Origin of the sequence: Falsiroseomonas selenitidurans (assembly GCF_012103215.1) — a bacterium.
Lineage (GTDB): Bacteria > Pseudomonadota > Alphaproteobacteria > Acetobacterales > Acetobacteraceae > Falsiroseomonas > Falsiroseomonas selenitidurans.
Map to the genome: position 1 here is coordinate 18,985 of NZ_JAAVNE010000021.1, position 20,205 is coordinate 39,189.

Sequence of the window (20,205 nt, forward strand, 5' to 3'; positions counted from 1 at the left end):
AGGGTCGCTACCCGGGCTGCCAAGCGGAGGCCAGACTGGCTGACCTGCCGGAGATTGCGCATCAAGATGCATTTCGACCCCGTCACCCTGCAGATCCTCTGGAGCCGGCTGATCTCCATCGCCGATGAGGCGGCGGCCGCGCTGCTGCGCACCTCCTTCTCCACCATCGTCCGCGAATCCAACGATTTCGCGACCGTGCTGATGGATGCGGAGGGCAACAGCCTGGCGGAGAATTCCATCGGCATCCCGAGTTTTGTCGGCCTGCTGCCGCGCACCCTGAAGCACATGCTGGCGGAATATCCGCTGGAGGAGCTGCGGCCGGGCGATGTGCTGATGACCAACGATCCCTGGATGGGGACGGGGCATCTGCTGGACATCACCACGGCGATGCCGGTGTTCCATGGCGGCAGGCTGGTGGCCTTCGCCGGCGCCACCTCGCACATGCCGGATATCGGCGGCACGCTGTGGTCGGCCGATTGCACGGAGGTTTTCGAGGAAGGCCTGCGGATTCCGCCGACGAAGTTCCTCGTGGAAGGCCGCGAGAACCGGGAGGTGGTGCGCTTCATCCGCGGCAATGTCCGCGTGCCGGACCAGGTGATGGGCGACATCCAGGCGCAGATCACGGCGATTTCCGTCTGCGCGCGGCGGGTGGTGGAATTCCTGGCCGATACCGGCCTGGCCGACCTCACCGCGCTCTCCGCCACGCTGCAGGCGCGCGCCGATGGCGCCATGCGCCAGGCGATCGCGGCGCTGCCCGATGGCACCTGGCATGGCACGGTCTTCGCGGATGGCTACGAGGAAGCCGAGACGCGCATCCAATGCGCGCTGACCATCGCGGGCGACAGCCTCAGCGTGGACTACGCAGGCACCTCGCCGCAGATCGCGCGCGGGCTGAACAGCGTGATGAACTACACCTACGCCTACACGGTGTACCCGCTGAAATGCGCGCTGGACCCGCTGACCCCGCGCAACGAGGGCAGCTACCGCGCCATCGGCGTGACGGCGCCGGAGGGCAGCATTCTCAATCCGCGCTGGCCGGCGGCGGTGAATGCGCGGCATCTGACGGGGCTGTTCCTCTCGGGTGCCTTGTACAAATGCCTGGCGCAGATCGCGCCGGGGCTGGTGGTGGCGGACAGCGCCTCCCCGGCGCCGCGGCCGGTCTATACGGGGCAGGATGACCGTGGCGACCGCTTCAGCCAGGTGCTGTTCGGCAGCGGCGGCATGGGCGCGACCCAGGCGCGCGACGGGCTGAACACCACGGCCTTCCCGACCAATTCGGGCTCCGGCTCCATCGAGGCTTTCGAGGCCTCCGCGCCGATCCTGGTCTGGCGCAAGGACCTGCTGCCGGATAGCGGCGGGCCCGGTCAGTTCCGCGGCGGGTTGGGCCAGGAGATCGAGCTGGAGGTGATGACGGACCAGCCGGTGCGCCTGTCGCTGATCTCGGACCGCATGAAGCATCCGGCGGGTGGGCTGGATGGCGCGGGGGCGGGGGCGCCGGCGCTGGTGCAGCTGCAGGATGGCCGCAAGCCGCATCCGAAGTCGCGCACCATGCTGGCGCCGGGGGATCGGCTGACCATGCATCTCGGCGGGGGCGGCGGCTATGGCGACCCGGCGGCGCGCGATCCGGCGGCGGTGCAGCGCGACATCGCGGATGGCTACGTCACGCCCGAAGGGGCGCAACGCGACTATGGGGTGACGCCATGAAGCCCCTTCGCATCGGCGTAGACGTCGGCGGCACCTTCACCGATTTCGTGCTGGTGGATGACGCGACCGGCCGCGTGCTGACCGGAAAGCGGCTGACCACGCCGGATGATCCCGGCCGCGCCATCCTCGACGGCATATCCCGCATTCTGTCCGAGGCGGGTGCGGCCATCGGCGATGTGCGCCAGGTGGTGCATGGCACGACGCTGGTGACAAACACGGTGATCGAGCGCAAGGGCGCGCGCATCGGCCTGATCACCACGCGCGGCTTCCGCGACAGCCTCGAGATGGGGCGGGAGATGCGCTACGACCTCTACGACCTGTTCCTCGACAAGCCGGAGCCGCTGGTGCCGCGCCCGCGCCGCCATGCGGTGACGCAGCGGCACGATGCGCGGGGCCGCGAGCTGGTGGCGCTTGTCGAATCCGAGGTGCGCGACGCCGCGCGCGCCCTGCGTGCGGATGCGGTGGAGGCGGTGGCGGTGTGCCTGCTGCACAGCTACCTCGACCCCGCGCATGAACGCCGTATCGGCGCCATCCTGGCGGAGGAATTGCCGGGCGTGCCCGTCACGCTCTCCTCCGACGTGGCGCCGGAGATCCGCGAATATGAGCGCGCGAATACCGCCTGCGTGAATGCCTATGTGCTGCCGCTGATGGACCGCTACCTGGCGAGCCTCGAGGCGGAGCTGCAGCGGCGCGGGCTGGGTGGGAAGCTGCATCTGATGCTCTCCGCGGGCGGCATCGCCTCCGTGGGTTACGCGCGCGCCAACCCCGTGCAATTGATCGAGAGCGGGCCGGCGGCCGGCGCCACCGCCGCGATGCATTACGGCCGCATCGCCGGCGTGTCGGACATGATCTCCTTCGACATGGGCGGCACCACCGCCAAGATGTGCCTGATCGAGAAGGGGGAGGCGGAGCATGCCTCGACCTTCGAGGCGGCGCGGGTGCGGCGCTTCCGCAAGGGGTCGGGGCTGCCGCTGAAGGTGCCGGTGATCGACCTGATCGAGATCGGCGCGGGCGGCGGGTCCATCGCGCATGTCAATGCGATGGGGCTGCTGAATGTCGGCCCGGAATCGGCGGGCTCCGTGCCCGGGCCGGTCTGCTACGGGCGCGGCGGCACGCGGCCCACGGTGACGGATGCGGACCTGCTGCTGGGCTATCTCTCGCCCGAGTATTTCCTGGGCGGCGAGATGGCGCTGGACCGCGCGGCGGTGGAAGGCGCGATGCAGGCGCATCTGGGCGAGAAGCTGGGCATGACGGCGCTGCAGGTCGCCGCCGGCATCCACAGCATCGTCAACGAGAACATGGCCGCCGCGACGCGCATGTATGTGGCAGAGAAGGGCCGTGATCCGCGCCGCTACGCCATGCTCGCCTTCGGCGGCGCGGGGCCTGTGCATGCCTATGGCCTGGCGAAACTGCTGAAGCTGTCCCGCATCATCGTGCCGCAGGGGGCGGGCGTTGCCTCCGCGCTGGGCTTTCTCGTCGCCGCCCCGGCCATCGACCTGGTGCGCTCCGGCGTGCAGCGGTTGACGGCGGTGGATTGGGACGGCGTGGCCGCGAAATTCGCGGCGATGGAGGCGGAGGCAAAGGCGATGCTGCTGGATGCCGGCGCGGCACCCGGCGACGTGCAGTTCCGCCGCAGCGCGGATATGCGCTACGCCGGCCAGGGCTTCGACATCAGCGTGCCGATCCCGGACGTCGCCGATGCCGCGGCGGTGGAAGACGCCTTCCGCGAAACCTACTTCCAGCTCTTCGACCGCCGAATCACCGGCGTGGCGATGGAGGTGCTCTCCTGGCGCCTGCATGCCAGCGCCAGCCGGCCGGAGGTGCCGCACAGCTTCACCCCGCCGCCCGGCGAAGGCCCTGCGCTGAAGGGCCACCGCGACGTCTGGTTCGCCTCCACGGGCCTCGCCCCCTGCGCCGTCTATGACCGCTACCGCCTGCCCGTGGGCCAGCGCATCGCCGGCCCCGCGGTGGTGGAGGAACGCGAATCCACCGTCGTCATCGGCCCCGACGCCCACATCACCCGCGACATCCACGGCAATCTGCTGATCGACATAACTGAGGAGACAACCCCATGAGCAAGACGGCGGACTACGCCTGGCTCGACGGCAAGCTGGTGCCCTGGGCCAATGCCACCATGCACATCTCCACCGAATGCGTCCTGCGCGGGGAGAATGTGTTCGAGGGCATCCGCGCCTATTGGAACGAGGAACAGCAGGAGCTTTTCACGTTTCGCCACGCCGACCACATCGCGCGGCTGCGCCAGGGGGCGCGAATCATGCGCATGGCGATTCCGTATTCGGATGCGGAGATCGAGGCGGCGAGCCTGGAGCTGATCCGCGCCTGCAACTACCGGGAGACGATCCACTACCGCCCCGTGGTCTATTTCGCGGAAGGCGAGCTGACGCATTACCTGCCGAGCGAAATCCGAACCGGCTTCTTCATCCTGGCCTTCGCCATGCCGTCGAAGACGGTGCAGGAGACCGGCGTGAAGAGCGCCATCAGCACCTGGCGCCGCAACAGCGACCTGGCCTCGCCATCCCGCATCAAGTCCGGCGCGAACTATCACAACTCGCGGCTTGCCTATATCGAGGCGCGGATGAACGGCATGGGGCCGCCGGTGATGCTGAACGCCGCCGGCAAGGTGGCGGAAGGCCCCGGCGCCTGCGTGATGATCCTGCGCCACGGCAAGCTGATCACGCCGCCGGTCACCGCCGACATCCTCGAATCCATCACGCGCGAAACGCTGATGGAGCTGGCGCGCAACGAGCTGGGCCTGGAGGTGGTGGAGCGCGATGTCGATCGCTCCGAGCTCTATGTCGCCGACGAGGCCTTCTTCTGCGGCAGCGGCGCGGAGGTGCTGCCGATGGTCTCGATCGACCATTACGAGATCGGCGACGGCACGCCGGGCGAGGTCACCCGCAAGCTGCAGGGCCTCTACAACGATGCGGTGCGCGGGCGGCTGGAGAAGTATCGCCACTGGCTCACGCCGGTCTGGCGCGGCAATGCGGTGAAGGATGCGGCGGCATGACCCGCAGCGTCGGAAGGCTGGTGGCGGAAAGCCTCGCCGCGCAGGGCGCGGACCTGCTGTTCTGCGTGCCGGGGGAAAGCTTCCTCGGGCTGACGGATGCGCTGGGCGATGTGCCGGCGCTGAAGCTTGTGGTCTGCCGGCACGAGGGCGGCGCCGCCTACATGGCCGCGGCGGATGGCCGCATGCGGACCGGGCGCGCGGGGGTGTGCATGGTCTCCCGCGGCCCCGGCGTGTCCAACGCCATGATCGGCCTGCACACGGCCTTCCACGACGCCATCCCGATGGTGCTGCTGATCGGCCAGGTGGAACGCCGCGACCGCGGCCGCGGCGCCCTGCAGGAGCAGGTCTACGAAAAATACCTGGCGGATACGGTGAAGGCGGTGATCCCGGTGGACATGCCGCACCAGGCCAGCGAGGCCATCGCGCGCGCCTTCCACCTCGCCGAATCCGGCACGCCCGGCCCGGTCGCCGTGGTGCTGCCGGAGGATGTGCTGGACGAGGATGCCACCGGCATCGCTCTGGCGAAGCCGCGCCCGCGCGCCGTGCCCGGCCCGGCGCCGGCGCAGGTGGAGGACCTGGCCCGGCGCCTGGCCAGCGCGCAGCGCCCTGTGGTGCTGGTGGGCGGCGCCATGGATGGCCCGCCACAGGGGCTGGCCGACCTCCGGCGCCTGGCGGAGGAATGGTCGCTGCCCGTGGCGCCCACCCATCGCCGCCCGCACCTGTTCGACAGCCACCACCCCAACTACGCCGGCTACATCGGCAACCGCGTGCAGCCGACGCTGATGTCGGCCCTGCGGGAGGCCGATCTGCTGGTGGCGCTGGGGGAACGGATGACCGATGTGGTCAGCCAATCCTACACCTGGCCCAGCGCGCCGGACCCGCAGATGCCGCTGGTGCATGTCTGGCCGGACCCGTCGGAGCTCAACCGCGTGTTCCGCGCCGATCTGCCCATGGCCTGCGACCCGGCCCAGCTGGTGGCCGCCCTGCTGGCGCGCAAGCCGCCGCCCAACCCCGCCGGGCGCGCCGGCTGGATCGCCCGGCTGCACGGGCTGCACCGGGACCTGACGGCCCCCCGCTGGGACCCGGCGCCGGATGGGGTGAATTTCTCCGCCGTCTGCATCGGCGTGGCGGAACGCCTGGCAGCGGATGCGGTGCTGACCACGGATGCCGGCAATTTCACCAGCTTCGTGCACCGGCACATTCCCTTCCGGCCGGGCCAGATCTTCCTGGGCTCCGCCGTGGGCGGCATGGGGGCGGGGATGCCGATGGCGGTGGCCGCCAGCATCCGCCATCCGGGGCGGCAGGTGATCGCCGTGGTCGGCGATGGCGGCGCGCTGATGACGGGCAACGAGCTCGCCACCGCCATGCGCCACGGCGCCGCGCCGGTGCTGCTGGTCTCGGACAACCGGACCTATGGCTCGATCGGCATGCACCATGCCAACCGTTACCCCGGCCGCAACTATGCCGATGCGGCGGATCTGGTGAACCCGGATTTCGCGGCCTGGGGCCGGGCCTTCGGGGCCGAGGGCTTCACCATCCGCAGCGAGGCGGACATCGCGCCGGTGCTGGATGCGGCGCTGGCGCCGCGGCAGGTGCCGGCGGTGGTGCATGTGCACGCCTCCGCCCTGCAGGTCACGGCCTGGCGGCGCCTGAAGGGGTAGCGCCGCCACAGGGCAGCCCCGGCACCGGGCGGCCGGCGGCGCGGATCGCGCCATCCTGCCAGGTCACCGGTCCGCTCATCGGCGCGCTGGCGTGGCGGATGGTGCAGGAGTCAAGGTCCAGGGTCAGGATGCGCAGGGTGCTGCCGCTGAAGCTCGGCAACACCAGCAGCGCGCCCGTGAAGGCCGCCAGCGGGGCCAGCAGCAGGCTTTGCGGGTCGATCCGGCAGGCTGGCCCGGCGTTCGGCCCGGTGACGATGACCGGCCCCTCCCACACGGTCGGGGCGGTCGGCTGGTCGGGCTGGTCGAGCCGCACCCGATGGTCGCCCGCGGCGAAGGTGGAGGGGTCGGCGGTCGGGCGGATCGGCAGCGCTTGGCAGGCTTCGCTCCGTGCCTCGGCCGCCACGGCCAGCAGGCCTGCCAGCAGGATGGCCGGGACGACGGCCCGCAGCATCAGCGAAATCCGATATTCGGCAGTTTCGGCGCACGCCAGCCGATGATCCGCATCGGCAGCCGGCCGGCGACCCCATCGGCGGCGAGCGCGATGGAGCGGTATTCCACCTTGTCGCGGTCGGTCGCGCCCCAGCTCCAGTTGATGGTGGTGTTCTTCTTGCCGACGCCGGCGATGCTGCCCCAATAGGCGGTGGGGTATTTTCCGCGGTTGAGCGGGCCTGGAACGACGATGACCACATGGCCATTCGGCGTCGCCTCCAGCCCGCCGATGACGAAATTCCCTGCCGTCGCCTTGGCGCAGGCATCCGCGCCATCGGTCACCTCGTGCCAGTTGGCACGCACATGCTGGATCATCGCATTGGCCTGGCCGGTCAGGCTCAGGCCGCAAACCCGGGCGACGGCGCGCACGAAGCCGCTGCAATCGGCCTTGTTCGCCTCCCATTCGGATTCGCAGGCCGCCAGGATGGTGGCGGCGTGCGTCGCAGCGGTGCCTGTCATGGCCGGCTGACCTTCTTTGGTGGGCGAATGGCTTCGGGAATGGCTTCGCGGGACGATGGCGGAATGAACGCTTGACGCTATGCCCTGGCAGATGCGCGATGCAAGGCCCTCACGCCGGCGGCCGGGCCCTGCGGCCGCCTCGGGTCACGGCCTGGCGGCGAATCCGGGCCTGAAGCGGCGCAGGGCGGCGCGCAGCCCGAACCAGACGGCCAGCAGCGCAAGCCCCAGCGGCAGCACCATCCAGGGTCGGCCATCCAGCAGGGCGGCGAGGTGGCCGGCGATGGCGCCGGGCACCAGCAGCACTGGCGCCCAGATCAGGGCGGAGCCGATATTGGCGGCCTGGAAATGCCATTGCGGCATGCGCGTCGCGCCGGCCACCAGCGGGGCCACGGCGCGCATCGGGCTGACGAAGCGGGCGACGAAGATGGTCCAGCCGCCCCAGCGGCGCGAGAGCACCACGATCCGGGCATAGAAGCGTCGCTGCCCGCGCGGCAGATGACGCCGCACGAGGCGCGGGCCGACCGCGCGCGCGAACCAGAAGCCCAGCGCATCGCCCAGCACCGCCCCGGCAATGGCGGCCAGCAGCACCGGCCCGGGCGGAAAGGCGCCGGCCCCGGCCAGCAGGCCGAGGCCGATCAGCAGCGCCGAGCCGGGCAGCAGGATGCCCAGCAGCGGCACGGATTCGATGAAGGCGACGGCGAAGGCCACCAGCGGCGCCCAGCCGGCATGGGCATGCGCCCAGTCCAGCAGCGACGCGCCGAGGGCCTCCACGGCGCCGGCTATTCCAGGCGGGCGCCGGAGATGCGCACCACCTCCTGCCACATCGGCCGCTCCCGCGACGCGCGGGCGGCGGCTTCCTCCGGCGTGCCGTACAGGGCACGGGCGCCGGTGCGCAGGAAGCGGTCCTGCATCGCCTGCGTCTCCGACACCTCCTTGATGAGGGCGGCGGCGCGCTGGATGATGGCCGCCGGCACGCCGGCCGGGAAGGCCATGGCGCACCAGGAGGTGACGACGAAGTCCGGCACCCCGGCTTCTGCCATGGTCGGCACATCCGGCAGGGTGGGCCAGCGCGTCGCGCTGGTCACCGCCAGGGCGCGCATGCTGCCCGAGGCGATGACCGGGACGTAGGAGGCCAGATTGTCCAGGGCGAAATCCACGTCGCCGCCCAGCAGCGCCGGGATGGTCTGCGCCGCGCCGCGGAACGGCACGTGCACGCCCTCGATCCCCAGCCGGTTGGTGAACATGGCGCCCGAGAGGTGCGGCGTGGTGCCGACGCCCGGGGAGCCGTAGTTGACCCCGCCGCGCTTCGCCTTGGCCCAGGTGACGAAGTCCCGCAGGTTGGTCGCCGGCACATGCGCCGCCGGCACGGCGAGCACGTTCGGCAGTTCCCAGTGCATGGAGATCGGCGTGATGTCCTTCGCCGGGTCATAGGGCAGGCGGGCATAGAGGTACTGGTTGATCGACCAGCCCCCCACCGTGACCGGGCCCATGGTGTAGCCATCCGGCGTGCTCTTCGCGATCTGGTCGGCGCCGATGTTGCCGCCGGCACCGGGCCGGTTTTCCACCACGAAGGGCTGGCCGGTCTTCTGCGAGAGCTGCTCGCAGAGCAGCCGGCACAGCACGTCGGTGGAGCCGCCGGGCGGCCACGGCACCACCACGCGCACCGGGCGGCCGGGCCAGGGGGTCTGCGCCAGGGCGGGCGCCACCAGCGGCGGCAGGGTGGCGGCGAAGGGCGCGCCGAGTGTCGTGCCCAGCAGGGCGCGGCGGGAAACGGTCATTGTGGAACAGGTCCTCCGGTTGGTCTTGGCCGGAAGATAGGGGCGGCGGCCGGTTTGCGCCACCGCCCGCATGCGATCCTGCCCGGGCGCGGGGAGCATCGCTCAGGCGCCGGCCTTTCCGCCCCTGCTTCCTTGCCGGGCCGAAAAATCGCCTGCCGCCCCTCAGCCGCCGGCGGTCTCGAACGGTGTCTCGGCCCCGGCGCCAGCGCGTCGTGTTCCGCATCCGACCATGCGCGGCCCGGCCCCTGGATGGCGTTGGTGCCATGCTGGCGCGACAGCGAGGAGAGCGGGGCCGGAAAGACCGCGGGGCGGCTCCCAGGCCCGGGATCACGCCGGGAAGGGCGGCGGCGCGGTACCGGCCAGCAGGGCGGTGCGCGCCGCGGTCAGGATGGCGCGGCCGCCGGCTTCGGGGTGCAGCACCAGCAGCAGCAGGGACCGCCCCGTCACCAGATAGGGGTGGCCGAATTCGAAGGGCTCCGGCTCGTCCAGCTCCGGCGTGTTGGTGTCCACCAGCAGCAGCCAGCGCTGGCCGGCGGGCGGTTCCGGCAGGGCGAATTCCACCACGTCGTGATGCGCGTTCAGCACCAGCAGCAGCGTCGCGTCGCCGGCCGGCCGGCGGATGCGCGTGGCCCGCGCGCGGCCATCCAGCAGCATGCCGAAGCAGCGCGCATTGGGGTCGTCCCAATGGCCGTTCTCCATCTCGGTGCCGGAGGGCGTCAGCCAGCTCACGTCGCGGATGCCCAGCTCCTCGTCCAGCGCGCCGTTCAGGAAGCGGGCGCGGCGCAGCACGGGGAAGTTCTGGCGCAGCGCGATCAGCTTGCGGGTGAAGGCGGCAAGCCCGCGGCCTTCCGCGTTGATTCCGGCCCAGTCCACCCAGCTGGTCTCGTTGTCCTGGCAGTAGACATTGTTGTTGCCGGCCTGGCTGCGGCCGAACTCGTCGCCGCCCAGCAGCATCGGCGTGCCCTGGGACAGCAGCAGGGTGGCCAGCATGTTGCGCTTCTGGCGTTCGCGCAGCGCGATGATCGCCGGGTCATCGGTCGGCCCCTCCGCGCCGTGGTTCCAGGACAGGTTGTGGTCGTGGCCGTCCTGCCCGCCCTCGCCATTCGCCTCGTTGTGCTTGTCGTTGTAGCTGACCAGGTCGTGCAGCGTGAAACCGTCATGCGCGGTGATGAAGTTCACGCTGGACCAGGGCTTGCGGCCGCGCCGGTCGAACATGTCGCCGGACGCCGCCAGCCGGCAGGCGAGGTCGCTGGCCTGGCCCTCGTCGCCCTTCCAGAAGGCGCGCACCGTGTCGCGGAAGCGGTCGTTCCATTCCGCCCAGCCGGGCGGGAAGCCGCCCACTTGGTAGCCGCCGGGGCCGCAATCCCAGGGCTCCGCGATCAGCTTCACGCGCGACAGCACCGGGTCCTGCCGGCAGCTGTCCAGGAAGCCGCCGCCCTCGTCGAAGCCGTGATCCTCGCGCCCCAATATCGTCGCCAGGTCGAAGCGGAAGCCGTCCACGCGCATCTCGGTCGCCCAGTAGCGCAGGCTGTCGGTGACCATCTGCAGCACGCGGGGGTGCGACAGGTTCAGCGTGTTCCCGGTGCCGGTGTCGTTGATGTAGTAGCGCGGCTGGTCCGGCAGCAGGCGGTAGTAGCTGGCATTGTCGATGCCCTTGAAGGACAGCATCGGCCCGCGCTCATTGCCCTCCGCCGTGTGGTTGTAGACGACGTCGAGAATGACCTCGAGCCCGCCATCGTGCAGCCGGGCGACCATCTGCTTGAACTCGGAGAAGGCGAAGGCCGGGTTGTGGGCGTAGCGTCGGCCCGGCGCGAAGAAGGCGATGGTGTTGTAGCCCCAGTAGTTGCTGAGCCCCTTGTCCAGCAGGAACTGGTCGTTGAGGAAGGTGTGCACCGGCAGCAGCTCCACCGCCGTCACGCCCAGGCCGCGCAGATAGTCCACCACCTCGGCCGAGGCGAGGCCGGCATAGGTCCCGCGCAGTTCCTCCGGCAGGGCCGGGTGCAGCCGGGTCATGCCCTTCACATGCGTCTCGTAGATCACCGTGCGGTCCCAGGCGACGGAAGGGCTGCGTTCCCGCCCCCAGGTGAAGGCCGGGTCGATGACGCGGCATTTCGGCACCAGCGGGCCGCTGTCGCGCGTGTCGAAGGTCAGGTCGTCGCCGGTCTCCAGCTGGTAGCCGAAGCAGGCCGGGCCCCAGGTCAGGTCGCCGACGATGGCGCGCGCATAGGGGTCCAGCAGCAGCTTGTGCGGGTTGAACCGGTGCCCCGCTTCCGGCGCGTGCGGGCCGTGCACGCGGTAGCCGTAGATGGTGCCGGGGCGCGCATCCGGCAGGTAGCCGTGCCAGACCTCGTCCGTGTATTCGGGCAGCTCGATCCGCTCCAGCTCCGTCTCGCCGGCATCGTCATAGAGGCAGAGCTCCACGCGGGTGGCATGGGCGGAGAACAGGGCGAAGTTCACCCCCAGCCCGTCCCAGCTGGCGCCGAGCGGAAAGGGCAGGCCCTCGCGGATGCGGGTGCGCCGCATCACGCGCGGTGATTCAAGCACGGGCCGTATCCGCATCCAGACCTCTTTTTCCTCGCAGCGCCGGCCCAGATGCGGGCCGGCTGCCGCAGCAACATCCGACACGGCCGCCCGTTCCCCGGCCGACGGCGCTTTCGGCCCGGAGCGGCAATTTTTCGCCTGGCGATGGAACGATGCCGGCGGTGCCCGGTTCTCCGCGCATGGATGCTGTCGCCCGTGCCCACGCCCTGCCCTTCGGTGCCACCCTGCTGCCGGGGGGCGGCGTGCGTTTCCGCCTCTGGGCCCCTTCCCACGCCCAGGTCGCCCTGGTGCTGGAAGGCGGCCCGACGCTGGCCATGCGGCGCGACGCCGGGGGCTGGCATGAGCTGGTGGCCGAGGCGGCCGGCGCCGGCACGCGGTATCGCTTCCGGCTGCCGGACGGCCTGCTGGTGCCGGACCCGGCTTCGCGCCACCAGCCGCAGGACGTGCACGGGCCGAGCGAGGTGGTGGACCCCGCGGCGCATCGCTGGACCGACGCCGCCTGGCACGGCCGCCCCTGGGCCGAGGCCGTGCTGTATGAACTGCACATCGGCGCCTTCACGCCGGAGGGCAGCTTCCGTGCGGCGATCGAGCGCCTGCCGCATCTCGCGGCGCTGGGCGTCACCGCGCTGCAGATCATGCCGGTGGCGGATTTCCCGGGGGCGCGGAACTGGGGCTATGACGGCGTCCTGCCCTTCGCCCCCGATGCCAGCTACGGCCGGCCGGAGGATCTGAAGGCGCTGGTGCAGGCCGCCCATGGCCACGGGCTGATGGTGCTGCTGGATGTGGTCTACAATCATTTCGGCCCCGAGGGCGCCTGGCTGCACCCCATCGCGCCCGAAGCCTTCACCGACCGCCACCGCACGCCTTGGGGCGCCGCGCTGAATTTCGACGGGGCGGACTCCGGGCCGGTGCGCGACTTCTTCCTGCACAACGCGCTGTACTGGCTGGAGGAATTCCACCTGGACGGGCTGCGGCTGGACGCCGTGCACGCGATCCTGGACGACAGCCCGCGCCATTTCCTGGATGAGCTGGCAGCCCGGGTCCGCGCGGCGGTGCCCGGCCGCCCGGTGCACCTGGTGCTGGAGAATGAGGAGAACCAGGCGCGCCGCCTGGCGCGCGATGCGCAGGGCCGGCCGCAGCGCTACACCGCGCAGTGGAACGACGACGCGCACCATGTGCTGCATGTGGCGGTGACCGGGGAGCGCCAAGGCTACTACGCCGACTACCAGGGCGACACGGAAGCGCTGGGCCGCGCCTTGGCAGAAGGCTTCGCCTTCCAGGGCCAGGCGATGCCCTATCGCGGCCATCCGCGCGGCGAGCCCAGCGCCGGCCTGCCGCCCACCGCCTTCATCGCCTTCCTGCAGAACCACGACCAGGTGGGCAACCGCGCCTTCGGCGAGCGCCTGTCGCAGCTTGCGCCGCCGGCCGCGCTGCGCGCCGCGGCCGCGACCCTGCTGCTGCTGCCGCAGGTGCCGATGCTGTTCATGGGCGAGGAATGGGCCGCCGCGCAGCCCTTCCCCTTCTTCTGCGACTTCGGCCCCGACCTGGCGGAGGCGGTGCGGCAGGGCCGCCGTGCCGAATTCGCCCGCTTTCCCGAATTCGCCGACCCGGCCAGCCGCGACCGCATCCCGGACCCGATGGCGCCGGCGACCTTCCAGGCCGCGAAGCTGCGGTGGGAGGAGGCCGGGCAGCCGCCGCACGCCGAATGGCTCGCCTGGCACCGCGCCATCCTGGCGGTGCGCCGGGCGGAGATCGTCCCGCGCCTGGGGGGCATCCGCCAGGGTGGACGCTTCCATCTGCTCGCGCCGGGCGCGGTCGCCGTGGGCTGGGCGCTGCAAGGCGGCGGCACGCTGCACCTGGTCGCCAACCTGTCCGACCAGCCCATCGCCGCCTTCCCGGTGCCTGGCCGGACGATCTGGCAGGAAGGCGAAGGCTTCGGCCCCTGGAGCACAGGCTGGTCGATCGAGGAGCCGGCATGACCGCCCCGCGCGCCACCTACCGCCTGCAATTCCACGCCGGCTTCCGCTTCGCCGATGCGGCGCGGCTGGCGCCCTACCTCGCCCGGCTCGGCATCAGCCATGTCTATGCCTCGCCCTGGCTGAAGGCGCGGCCGGGCAGCACGCATGGCTACGACATCGTCGACCACGCGGCGCTGAACCCGGAACTGGGGACGGAGGCGGATTTCCGCGCCATGGTCGCCGCCTTCAAGGCGCACGGGCTCGGCCAGATCCTGGATTTCGTGCCGAACCACATGGGCGTCGGCGGGGCCGACAACCCCTGGTGGCTGGACGTGCTGGAATGGGGCGAGGCGTCCGACTTCGCCGGCTGGTTCGACATCGGCTGGCAGGCCGGGCGGCTGCTGGTGCCCTTCCTGGGCGACCAGTACGGCGCGGTGCTGGAAGCCGGGCAGCTTGAACTGCGCTTCGATGCGGCGGAGGGCCGCTTCGCGATCTGGGCCTATGGCACGCACAGGCTGCCGATCTGCCCGCTGCATTACGGCCGCGTGCTGGGGGAGGACGACCCGGTGCTGGAACGCCTGGGCGATGCCTTCGCCGGCCTGCCGGACTGGCGGCCGCGCATCGCCGCCCGGGCGCGGGATCTGCAGGCGGGGCTCGCCGCGCGCGTCGCCGCCGATGCCGCGCGGCGCGCCGCCGTGGACCGCGCGGTGGCGGCGCTGAATGCGGACAAGACGGCGCTGGATGCGCTGATCCGCGACCAGCACTGGCGCGCCGCGCATTTCCGCGTCGCCGCGGACGACATCAACTACCGCCGCTTCTTCAACATCAACGAACTCGCCGGCCTGCGGATGGAACTGCCGGAGCTGTTCGAGCATGCGCACCGCCTGGTCTTCGCGCTGCTGGCGGATGGATCGCTGGACGGGCTGCGGATCGACCATGTGGACGGCCTGCTGGACCCGAAGGGCTACCTGCTGACGTTGCGGGAGGCCGCGCCGCGGCCCTTCTACCTGGTGGTGGAGAAGATCCTGGCGCGGCATGAGGCGCTGCGTTCGGATTGGCCCGTGCAGGGCACCACCGGCTATGAATTCGCCAACCTCGTGATGGGCGTGCTGCTGGACCCGGCGGGCGAGGCGCCGCTGACGCGGCTCTATGCCGATTTCACCGGCGAGCGGCAGGGCTTCGCCGCCATCGTGCAGGACTGCAAGCGCCGCATCATGCGCAACGAGATGGCGGGCGAGTTGGCGATGCTGGCGCGTGAGGCCGCCCACATCGCGCAGCAGACGCCCCGCAGCGCGGATTTCACGCGCAACATCCTCTCCCGCGGCCTGGCCGCCATCGTCGCCGGCTTCGATGTCTATCGCAGCTATGTCGATGCCGCCGGCCCGCCCGCCGAAGCCGACCGGGCGGAGATCGCCACCGCGGTCGCCGCGGCGCGGCGGCAGGAACCGGATCTCGACCCCAGCGTCTTCGACTTCCTGCACCGGCTGCTGACCGCGGATCTGGTGGCACAGCCGCGCAGTGGCTTCGCGCGCCACGCGGTGCAGCGCCTGGCGATGAAGCTGCAGCAATACAGCGGCCCGATCATGGCCAAGGGCCTCGAGGACACCGCCTTCTACCGCTACAACCGGCTGGTGGCACTGAACGAGGTGGGCGGCCATCCCGACCATTTCGGCGTCAGCCTGGCGGAATTCCACGCGGCCAATGCCGCAAGGGCGCGCGACTGGCCGCTCGCCATGCTCACCACCAGCACCCACGACACCAAGCGCGGCGAGGACATGCGCGCGCGGCTGGCGGCGCTGGCGACGCTGCCGGCGGAATGGGCGGCGCAGGTGCAGGGGTGGTCACGCCTCCTGCGCGCCACGCACGGCGCCGGCGCGCCGGACCGCAACGACGAATACCTGCTGTACCAGCTGATGCTCGGGGCGTGGGAGGGCGATGCGGCGGCCATGCTGCCGCGGCTGGAAGGCACGCTGACCAAATCCCTGCGCGAAGCCAAGCGCCATTCCAACTGGGCCGCGCCCGATGCGGCCTATGAGGAGGCGAGTCTGGCCTTCCTGCATCGTGCGCTGGACTCGCGCGACTTCCTCGGCGCCTTCCTGCCCTTCCAGGCGCGCATCGCAAGGCTGGGGCTGGACACCAGCCTGGTGCAGACGGCGCTGAAGCTCACCCTGCCGGGGATGCCGGACACCTACCAGGGCGCCGAGCTGTGGGAATTCAGCCTGGTCGATCCGGACAACCGCCGCCCGGTGGATTACGCGCGGCGGGAGGCGGCGCTGGCCGACATCACCACCGCCATGGCGCAGGACCGCGGTGCCGCGATCCGGGCGCTGCGGGAGGATTGGCGGGATGGCCGCCTGAAACTCGCCCTGACGACGACGCTGCTGGCGCACCGTGCGGCGCAGCCGGCGCTGTATGCCGAGGGCGACTACACGCCGCTGGCGGCGCCGGAGCGGCTTGTCGCCTTCGCCCGCGCCCGGGGCGGGCAGGCGCTGCGCGTGGTCGCCGCACGCTTCCCCGGCGAGGCCGACTGGGGCGGCACGCGCCTCGACTGGCCCGACGCCGCCTGGCAGGATCTGCTGACCGGTCGGGTGCTGCGGAGCCGGGGCGGGCTGGACGTGGCGGAAGCGCTGCGCGACCTGCCGGTGGCGGTGTTCGTGCGGGCAGCCTGACGCGGTTCATGCGTGCAGGCCCGGTGCCTCCTGCCCGGTGCGCGCCACGTATTCGGTGTAGCCGCCATCATAATCGTGCAGCCCCTCCGGCGTCAGTTCCAGCACGCGGTTGGACAGGGCGGCGAGGAAGTGGCGGTCATGCGAGACGAACAGCATGGTGCCCTCATACTGCGCCAGGGCGGCGATCAGCATCTCCTTCGTCGCGATGTCCAAATGGTTTGTCGGTTCGTCCAGCACCAGGAAGTTCGGCGGATCGTACAGCATCTTCGCCATCACCAGCCGCGCCTTCTCGCCACCCGACAGCACGCGGCAGCGCTTTTCCACATCGTCGCCGGTGAAGCCGAAGCAGCCGGCCAGCGCGCGCAGCGAGCCCTGCGGGGCGCGCGGGAAGTCATCCTCCAGCGCCTGGAACACGGTGCGGTCGCCGTCCAGCAGCTCCATCGCATGCTGCGCGAAATAGCCGAGCTTCACGCTGCCGCCGAGCGTCACCGTGCCCTCGTCCGGTTCCGTGCTGCCGGTGACCAGCTTCAGCAGGGTGGATTTGCCGGCGCCGTTCACACCCAGCACGCAGCAGCGTTCGCGCCGCCGCACCAGCAGGTCCAGCCCCTCATAGATCACGCGGCTGCCATAGCGCTTGTGCACCTGGCGCAGCTTGGCCACGTCGTCGCCGGACCGCGGCGCCGGCAGGAATTCGAAGCTGGTCACCTGGCGGCGGCGCGGCGGTTCCACGCGGTCGATCTTGTCCAGCTTCTTCACCCGGCTCTGCACCTGGGCCGCGTGGCTGGCGCGGGCCTTGAAGCGCTCGATGAAGGCGATCTCCTTCGCCAGCATCGCCTGCTGGCGCTCGAACTGCGCCTGCTGCTGCTGTTCCGCCAAGGCGCGCTGGCGTTCGTAGAAGCCGTAGTCGCCGGAATAGCTGGTCAGCGCGCCGCCATCGATCTCGATGATCTTGCGCACGATGCGGTTCATGAATTCCCGGTCGTGGGAGGTCATCAGCAGCGCGCCGTCATAGCCGCGCAGGAAGTTCTCCAGCCAGATCAGGCTTTCCAGGTCCAGGTGGTTGCTCGGCTCGTCCAGCAGCATGACATCCGGGCGCATCAGCAGGATGCGCGCCAGCGCCACGCGCATCTTCCAACCGCCGGACAGCGCGCCGACATCGCCATCCATCATCTCCGGGCTGAAGGACAGGCCGGCCAGCACCTCCCGCGCGCGGCCGTCCAGCGCATAGCCGCCCAGCTCCTCGAAGCGGGCCTGCACCTCGCCGAAGCGTTCGATCAGCGCCTCCATCTCATCCGCCCGGTCGGGGTCGGCGAGGGCCGATTCCAGCTCGCGCAGCTCCGCCGCCACGGTGCTGACATCGCCGGCGCCGTCCATCACCTCCGCCACCGCGCTGCGGCCGGACATCTCGCCCACATCCTGGCTGAAGAAGCCGATGGTCACGCCGCGGTCCACCAGCACCAGGCCCTCATCCGGCGGTTCCTGGCCCGTGATCATGCGGAACAGCGTGGTCTTGCCGGCGCCGTTCGGCCCGACCAGGCCGATCTTCTCCCCCCGCTGCAGCGCGGCGGACGCCTCGATGAACAGGAGCTGGCGCCCGTTCTGCTTGCTGATGTTGTCCAGGCGGATCATGTGCGAAGGGGCCGGCTGCGGTTTGCCGGGGGGTTAAGGCACGGGGCGGCCCGGTTCAAGGGCCGGCATGGCTACGCCTCCTCCAGTCGGTCCAGCGCCGCGTCGATGTTGCGGCGGGCACGCTTCTCCCGCTCCAGATGGAAGCGGTCGGTCAGGTAGAGTCGGTCGCGCCACAGCAGCATCTGGTAGGCGGCGATGCGGCCGGCGCGGTAGCGTTCATCCGGCAGATGCGCGTATTCGCGGCGGTTCGCTGCCTCATAGGCCATGAAGCGCGCGGCCGGCTCACCCAGCACGGCATGGTCCATGTCGCAGATCAGCGCGGCATCGGCGCGCAGGCCGGGGTCGTCCGTCTCCGGCAATTCCTGGCGCAGCACGGCATGGATCAGCACGGTGGCGCGGTCCAGCATCGGCCGCGGCAGGGTCCGGTCCAGCATGTCGCGCATCACGGCGATGCTGCGCGCCTCGCTGTCCGGGCGGGTGCGGTCGAAGACGGCGGTGTGGAACAGCACGGCCAGGATGAAGGCCGGCCTGTCCGCCAGGGCGTGGGCGATGTCCTCCGTCATCGCCAGCATCCCCGCGATCCGCGCCCAGTCGTGATGGGCGCGGTGCGGTTCGGCATGGCGCCGCTGCAATTCGGCGAAGATGACGGGGGTCAAGGCAGGCGGTCCGGAGAAGCGCCGGGCGGGCTGGCCGCGCCGGCGCGGCCCCTGTCAGGCACTCTCGTAAAGGCGCGTCAGGCTGAACTCGCGATGGCCGAGCAGTTCCGCCGCCGTCAGCTCCCCCTCCGCGGTGCGCAGGATGCAATCCAGCAGCGCCTCCCCGGCCTCGTCCATGTTCATCTGCTTCTGCAGCAGGCCGGTCACATCGACGTCGATGTGCTCGGACATGGTGCGCTGGGTGCGCGGATTCGCCGTCAGCTTGATCACCGGCAGGATCGGGTTGCCGATGACGTTGCCCTGGCCGGTCGGGAAGGTGTGCACCGCGAAGCCCGAGGCGGCGCAGAGCGTCACCATCTCCGCCGCGGCGGAGGAGCTGTCCATGAACCAGAGGCCGGAATGCGTCGGCACCTCGGCCTTGTCCAGCACGCCATCGACCGTGCACTTCTTGCCGATCTTGGTGATGTTGCCGAGCGCCTTCTCCTCGATGGTGGTCAGGCCACCCTCGATATTGCCCTTGGTCGGCTGGCTGTCGGACAGGTCGTTGGTCTTGTTCGCTTCAACCACGCGCTGGTAGCGGTCGAACATCGCCTGGAACTGCGCCCGGATCTCCGGCGTCTTGCAGCGCGCGGCCACCAGGTGCTCGCCGCCGGTCAGCTCCGTCGTCTCGCCGAAGACCAGCGTGTTGCCGTTGGCCCAGAGCTTGTCATAGGAATTGCCCACGGTGGGGCAGGAGGCGAGGCCGGAGGTGGTGTCGCTCTCGCCGCACTTCGTGGAAACCCACAGCTCCACCAGCGGCGCCCTGGTCTTCTTCAGCTTCGAGGCATGCTTCACCAGCCGGTAGGCGGCGCGCGACGCGCTGGCGATGGTGTTGATGTCGCCATTCTGCTCGATGGCGAAGCCCTCGACCGGCTTGCCCGACTTGGCGATGCCCTCGACGATCCGGCCGGTCCAGCCCGGCTCGATGCCGATGACGATGACGCCGGCGACGTTCGGGTTGGTGCCGGTGCCGATCAGCGTGCGGAAGTGCAGCTCCAGGTCGGCGCCGAATTGCAGCCGGCCATAGGCGTGCGGAATCGCCAGCGCGCCCTTGATGTTGTTGGCGACGGCTTCCGCCGCGGCGTTGGAGAGGTCGTCCACCGGCAGGATGATGACGTGGTTGCGCACGCCCATCCGGCCGTTCTCGCGCCGCCAGCCTTCGAAGGAGGCGTCCCTGAGGTTCAGGCCCATCGGATGCGTCCCCTTACCAGCGCTTGGTCTTGACGTTGTGCACGTGCAGATGCTCGCCGGCGCCGATATCGGCCACCGCGCGGCCGATATCCACCCCGTACTTCATGATGGTGTCGCCCTTGGCGATGGGCCGGATGGCCAGCTTGTGGCCGATGGGAATGTCCGACTTCGCGTCGAAGGCCATCATCCTGTCCTGGTCCATGATCCAGCCATTCAGGCTGGTGCCGGCCTTCAGGCCTTCCACCACCACCACGCCCACGCTGTCGCCCTCATCATGGACGACGAAATGGATCGTCATCTGTTCCCCCCGGAAACGCTTGGAGGCGCACCCTAGGCCCGCTTCCCGCCCCCTTCAACCGCCCCTTCAACCCTCCCCGGGGACGTGCCATTCAGGGGGCGGGAC

15 protein-coding genes are annotated in these 20,205 nt (G+C 70.6%); 6 read left to right on the top strand and 9 right to left on the bottom strand.

The window, feature by feature from the left end:
- Window positions 1-66 precede the first annotated feature (66 nt).
- The 4 genes from HEQ75_RS14065 to HEQ75_RS14080 are packed head-to-tail and all read left to right on the top strand — an operon-like array spanning window position 67 to window position 6,393.
- Window positions 67-1,704 carry a hydantoinase B/oxoprolinase family protein gene (locus tag HEQ75_RS14065; RefSeq protein WP_168031590.1) on the top strand — a complete coding sequence of 546 codons (1,638 nt, stop codon included), beginning with the start codon at window positions 67-69 and terminating at the stop codon, window positions 1,702-1,704.
- Window positions 1,701-3,779 (top strand): hydantoinase/oxoprolinase family protein, encoded by a 2,079-nt coding sequence (locus HEQ75_RS14070; protein ID WP_168031592.1) that lies wholly within the window; start codon window positions 1,701-1,703, stop codon window positions 3,777-3,779. The genes HEQ75_RS14065 and HEQ75_RS14070 overlap by 4 nt, the downstream gene beginning before the upstream one ends.
- Window positions 3,776-4,732, top strand: coding sequence for a branched-chain amino acid transaminase (locus HEQ75_RS14075; protein ID WP_168031594.1), 957 nt, complete (start codon window positions 3,776-3,778; stop codon window positions 4,730-4,732). The genes HEQ75_RS14070 and HEQ75_RS14075 overlap by 4 nt, the downstream gene beginning before the upstream one ends.
- Window positions 4,729-6,393: a thiamine pyrophosphate-dependent enzyme gene (locus HEQ75_RS14080; protein WP_168031596.1), complete on the top strand. Its 1,665-nt coding sequence runs from the start codon at window positions 4,729-4,731 to the stop codon at window positions 6,391-6,393. Before HEQ75_RS14075 ends, HEQ75_RS14080 begins: the two co-directional genes overlap by 4 nt.
- On the opposite strand, the gene HEQ75_RS14085 is transcribed toward HEQ75_RS14080, so the two are convergent.
- From HEQ75_RS14085 to glgX, 5 genes are all read right to left on the bottom strand, one after another.
- The gene (locus HEQ75_RS14085; RefSeq protein WP_168031598.1) at window positions 6,365-6,844 is read right to left on the bottom strand and encodes a hypothetical protein; all 480 of its coding nucleotides are present in this window, start codon (window positions 6,842-6,844) and stop codon (window positions 6,365-6,367) included. The two genes, HEQ75_RS14080 and HEQ75_RS14085, sit on opposite strands and share 29 nt — an antisense overlap.
- Entirely contained in the window at window positions 6,844-7,341 is a 498-nt protein-coding gene (locus HEQ75_RS27865) for a hypothetical protein (protein WP_209318547.1), read from the bottom strand. Before HEQ75_RS27865 ends, HEQ75_RS14085 begins: the two co-directional genes overlap by 1 nt.
- Before the next feature lie 144 nt (window positions 7,342-7,485).
- Window positions 7,486-8,112, bottom strand: coding sequence for a DedA family protein (locus tag HEQ75_RS14095; RefSeq protein ID WP_168031600.1), 627 nt, complete (start codon window positions 8,110-8,112; stop codon window positions 7,486-7,488).
- An 8-nt stretch (window positions 8,113-8,120) separates the two neighbouring features.
- Window positions 8,121-9,119, bottom strand: coding sequence for a Bug family tripartite tricarboxylate transporter substrate binding protein (locus tag HEQ75_RS14100; RefSeq protein ID WP_168031602.1), 999 nt, complete (start codon window positions 9,117-9,119; stop codon window positions 8,121-8,123).
- Between the two features lie 327 nt (window positions 9,120-9,446).
- Complete coding sequence (gene glgX, locus HEQ75_RS14105; RefSeq protein WP_168031604.1) at window positions 9,447-11,642, bottom strand: glycogen debranching protein GlgX; 2,196 nt, start codon at window positions 11,640-11,642, stop codon at window positions 9,447-9,449.
- A gap of 197 nt (window positions 11,643-11,839) precedes the next feature.
- Here glgX and treZ point away from each other — a divergent pair, with 197 nt between their 5' ends.
- Window positions 11,840-13,639, top strand: coding sequence for a malto-oligosyltrehalose trehalohydrolase (gene treZ / locus HEQ75_RS14110; RefSeq protein ID WP_168031606.1), 1,800 nt, complete (start codon window positions 11,840-11,842; stop codon window positions 13,637-13,639).
- Window positions 13,636-16,287 (top strand): malto-oligosyltrehalose synthase, encoded by a 2,652-nt coding sequence (gene treY / locus HEQ75_RS14115; protein WP_168031607.1) that lies wholly within the window; start codon window positions 13,636-13,638, stop codon window positions 16,285-16,287. Before treZ ends, treY begins: the two co-directional genes overlap by 4 nt.
- Before the next feature lie 6 nt (window positions 16,288-16,293).
- Here the strand turns inward: treY and HEQ75_RS14120 are convergent, their stop codons facing one another.
- The 4 genes from HEQ75_RS14120 to HEQ75_RS14135 form a co-directional block, all read right to left on the bottom strand.
- On the bottom strand, window positions 16,294-17,916 hold the full coding sequence (locus HEQ75_RS14120; protein WP_168031609.1) for an ABC-F family ATP-binding cassette domain-containing protein: 1,623 nt from the start codon (window positions 17,914-17,916) through the stop codon (window positions 16,294-16,296).
- A 71-nt stretch (window positions 17,917-17,987) separates the two neighbouring features.
- Complete coding sequence (locus HEQ75_RS14125) at window positions 17,988-18,572, bottom strand: HD domain-containing protein (protein ID WP_168031611.1); 585 nt, start codon at window positions 18,570-18,572, stop codon at window positions 17,988-17,990.
- 54 nt (window positions 18,573-18,626) lie between these two features.
- Complete coding sequence (locus tag HEQ75_RS14130) at window positions 18,627-19,802, bottom strand: UxaA family hydrolase (protein WP_168031613.1); 1,176 nt, start codon at window positions 19,800-19,802, stop codon at window positions 18,627-18,629.
- 13 nt (window positions 19,803-19,815) lie between these two features.
- Window positions 19,816-20,100 (bottom strand): UxaA family hydrolase, encoded by a 285-nt coding sequence (locus tag HEQ75_RS14135; protein ID WP_168031615.1) that lies wholly within the window; start codon window positions 20,098-20,100, stop codon window positions 19,816-19,818.
- Between the last annotated feature and the right edge of the window lie 105 nt (window positions 20,101-20,205).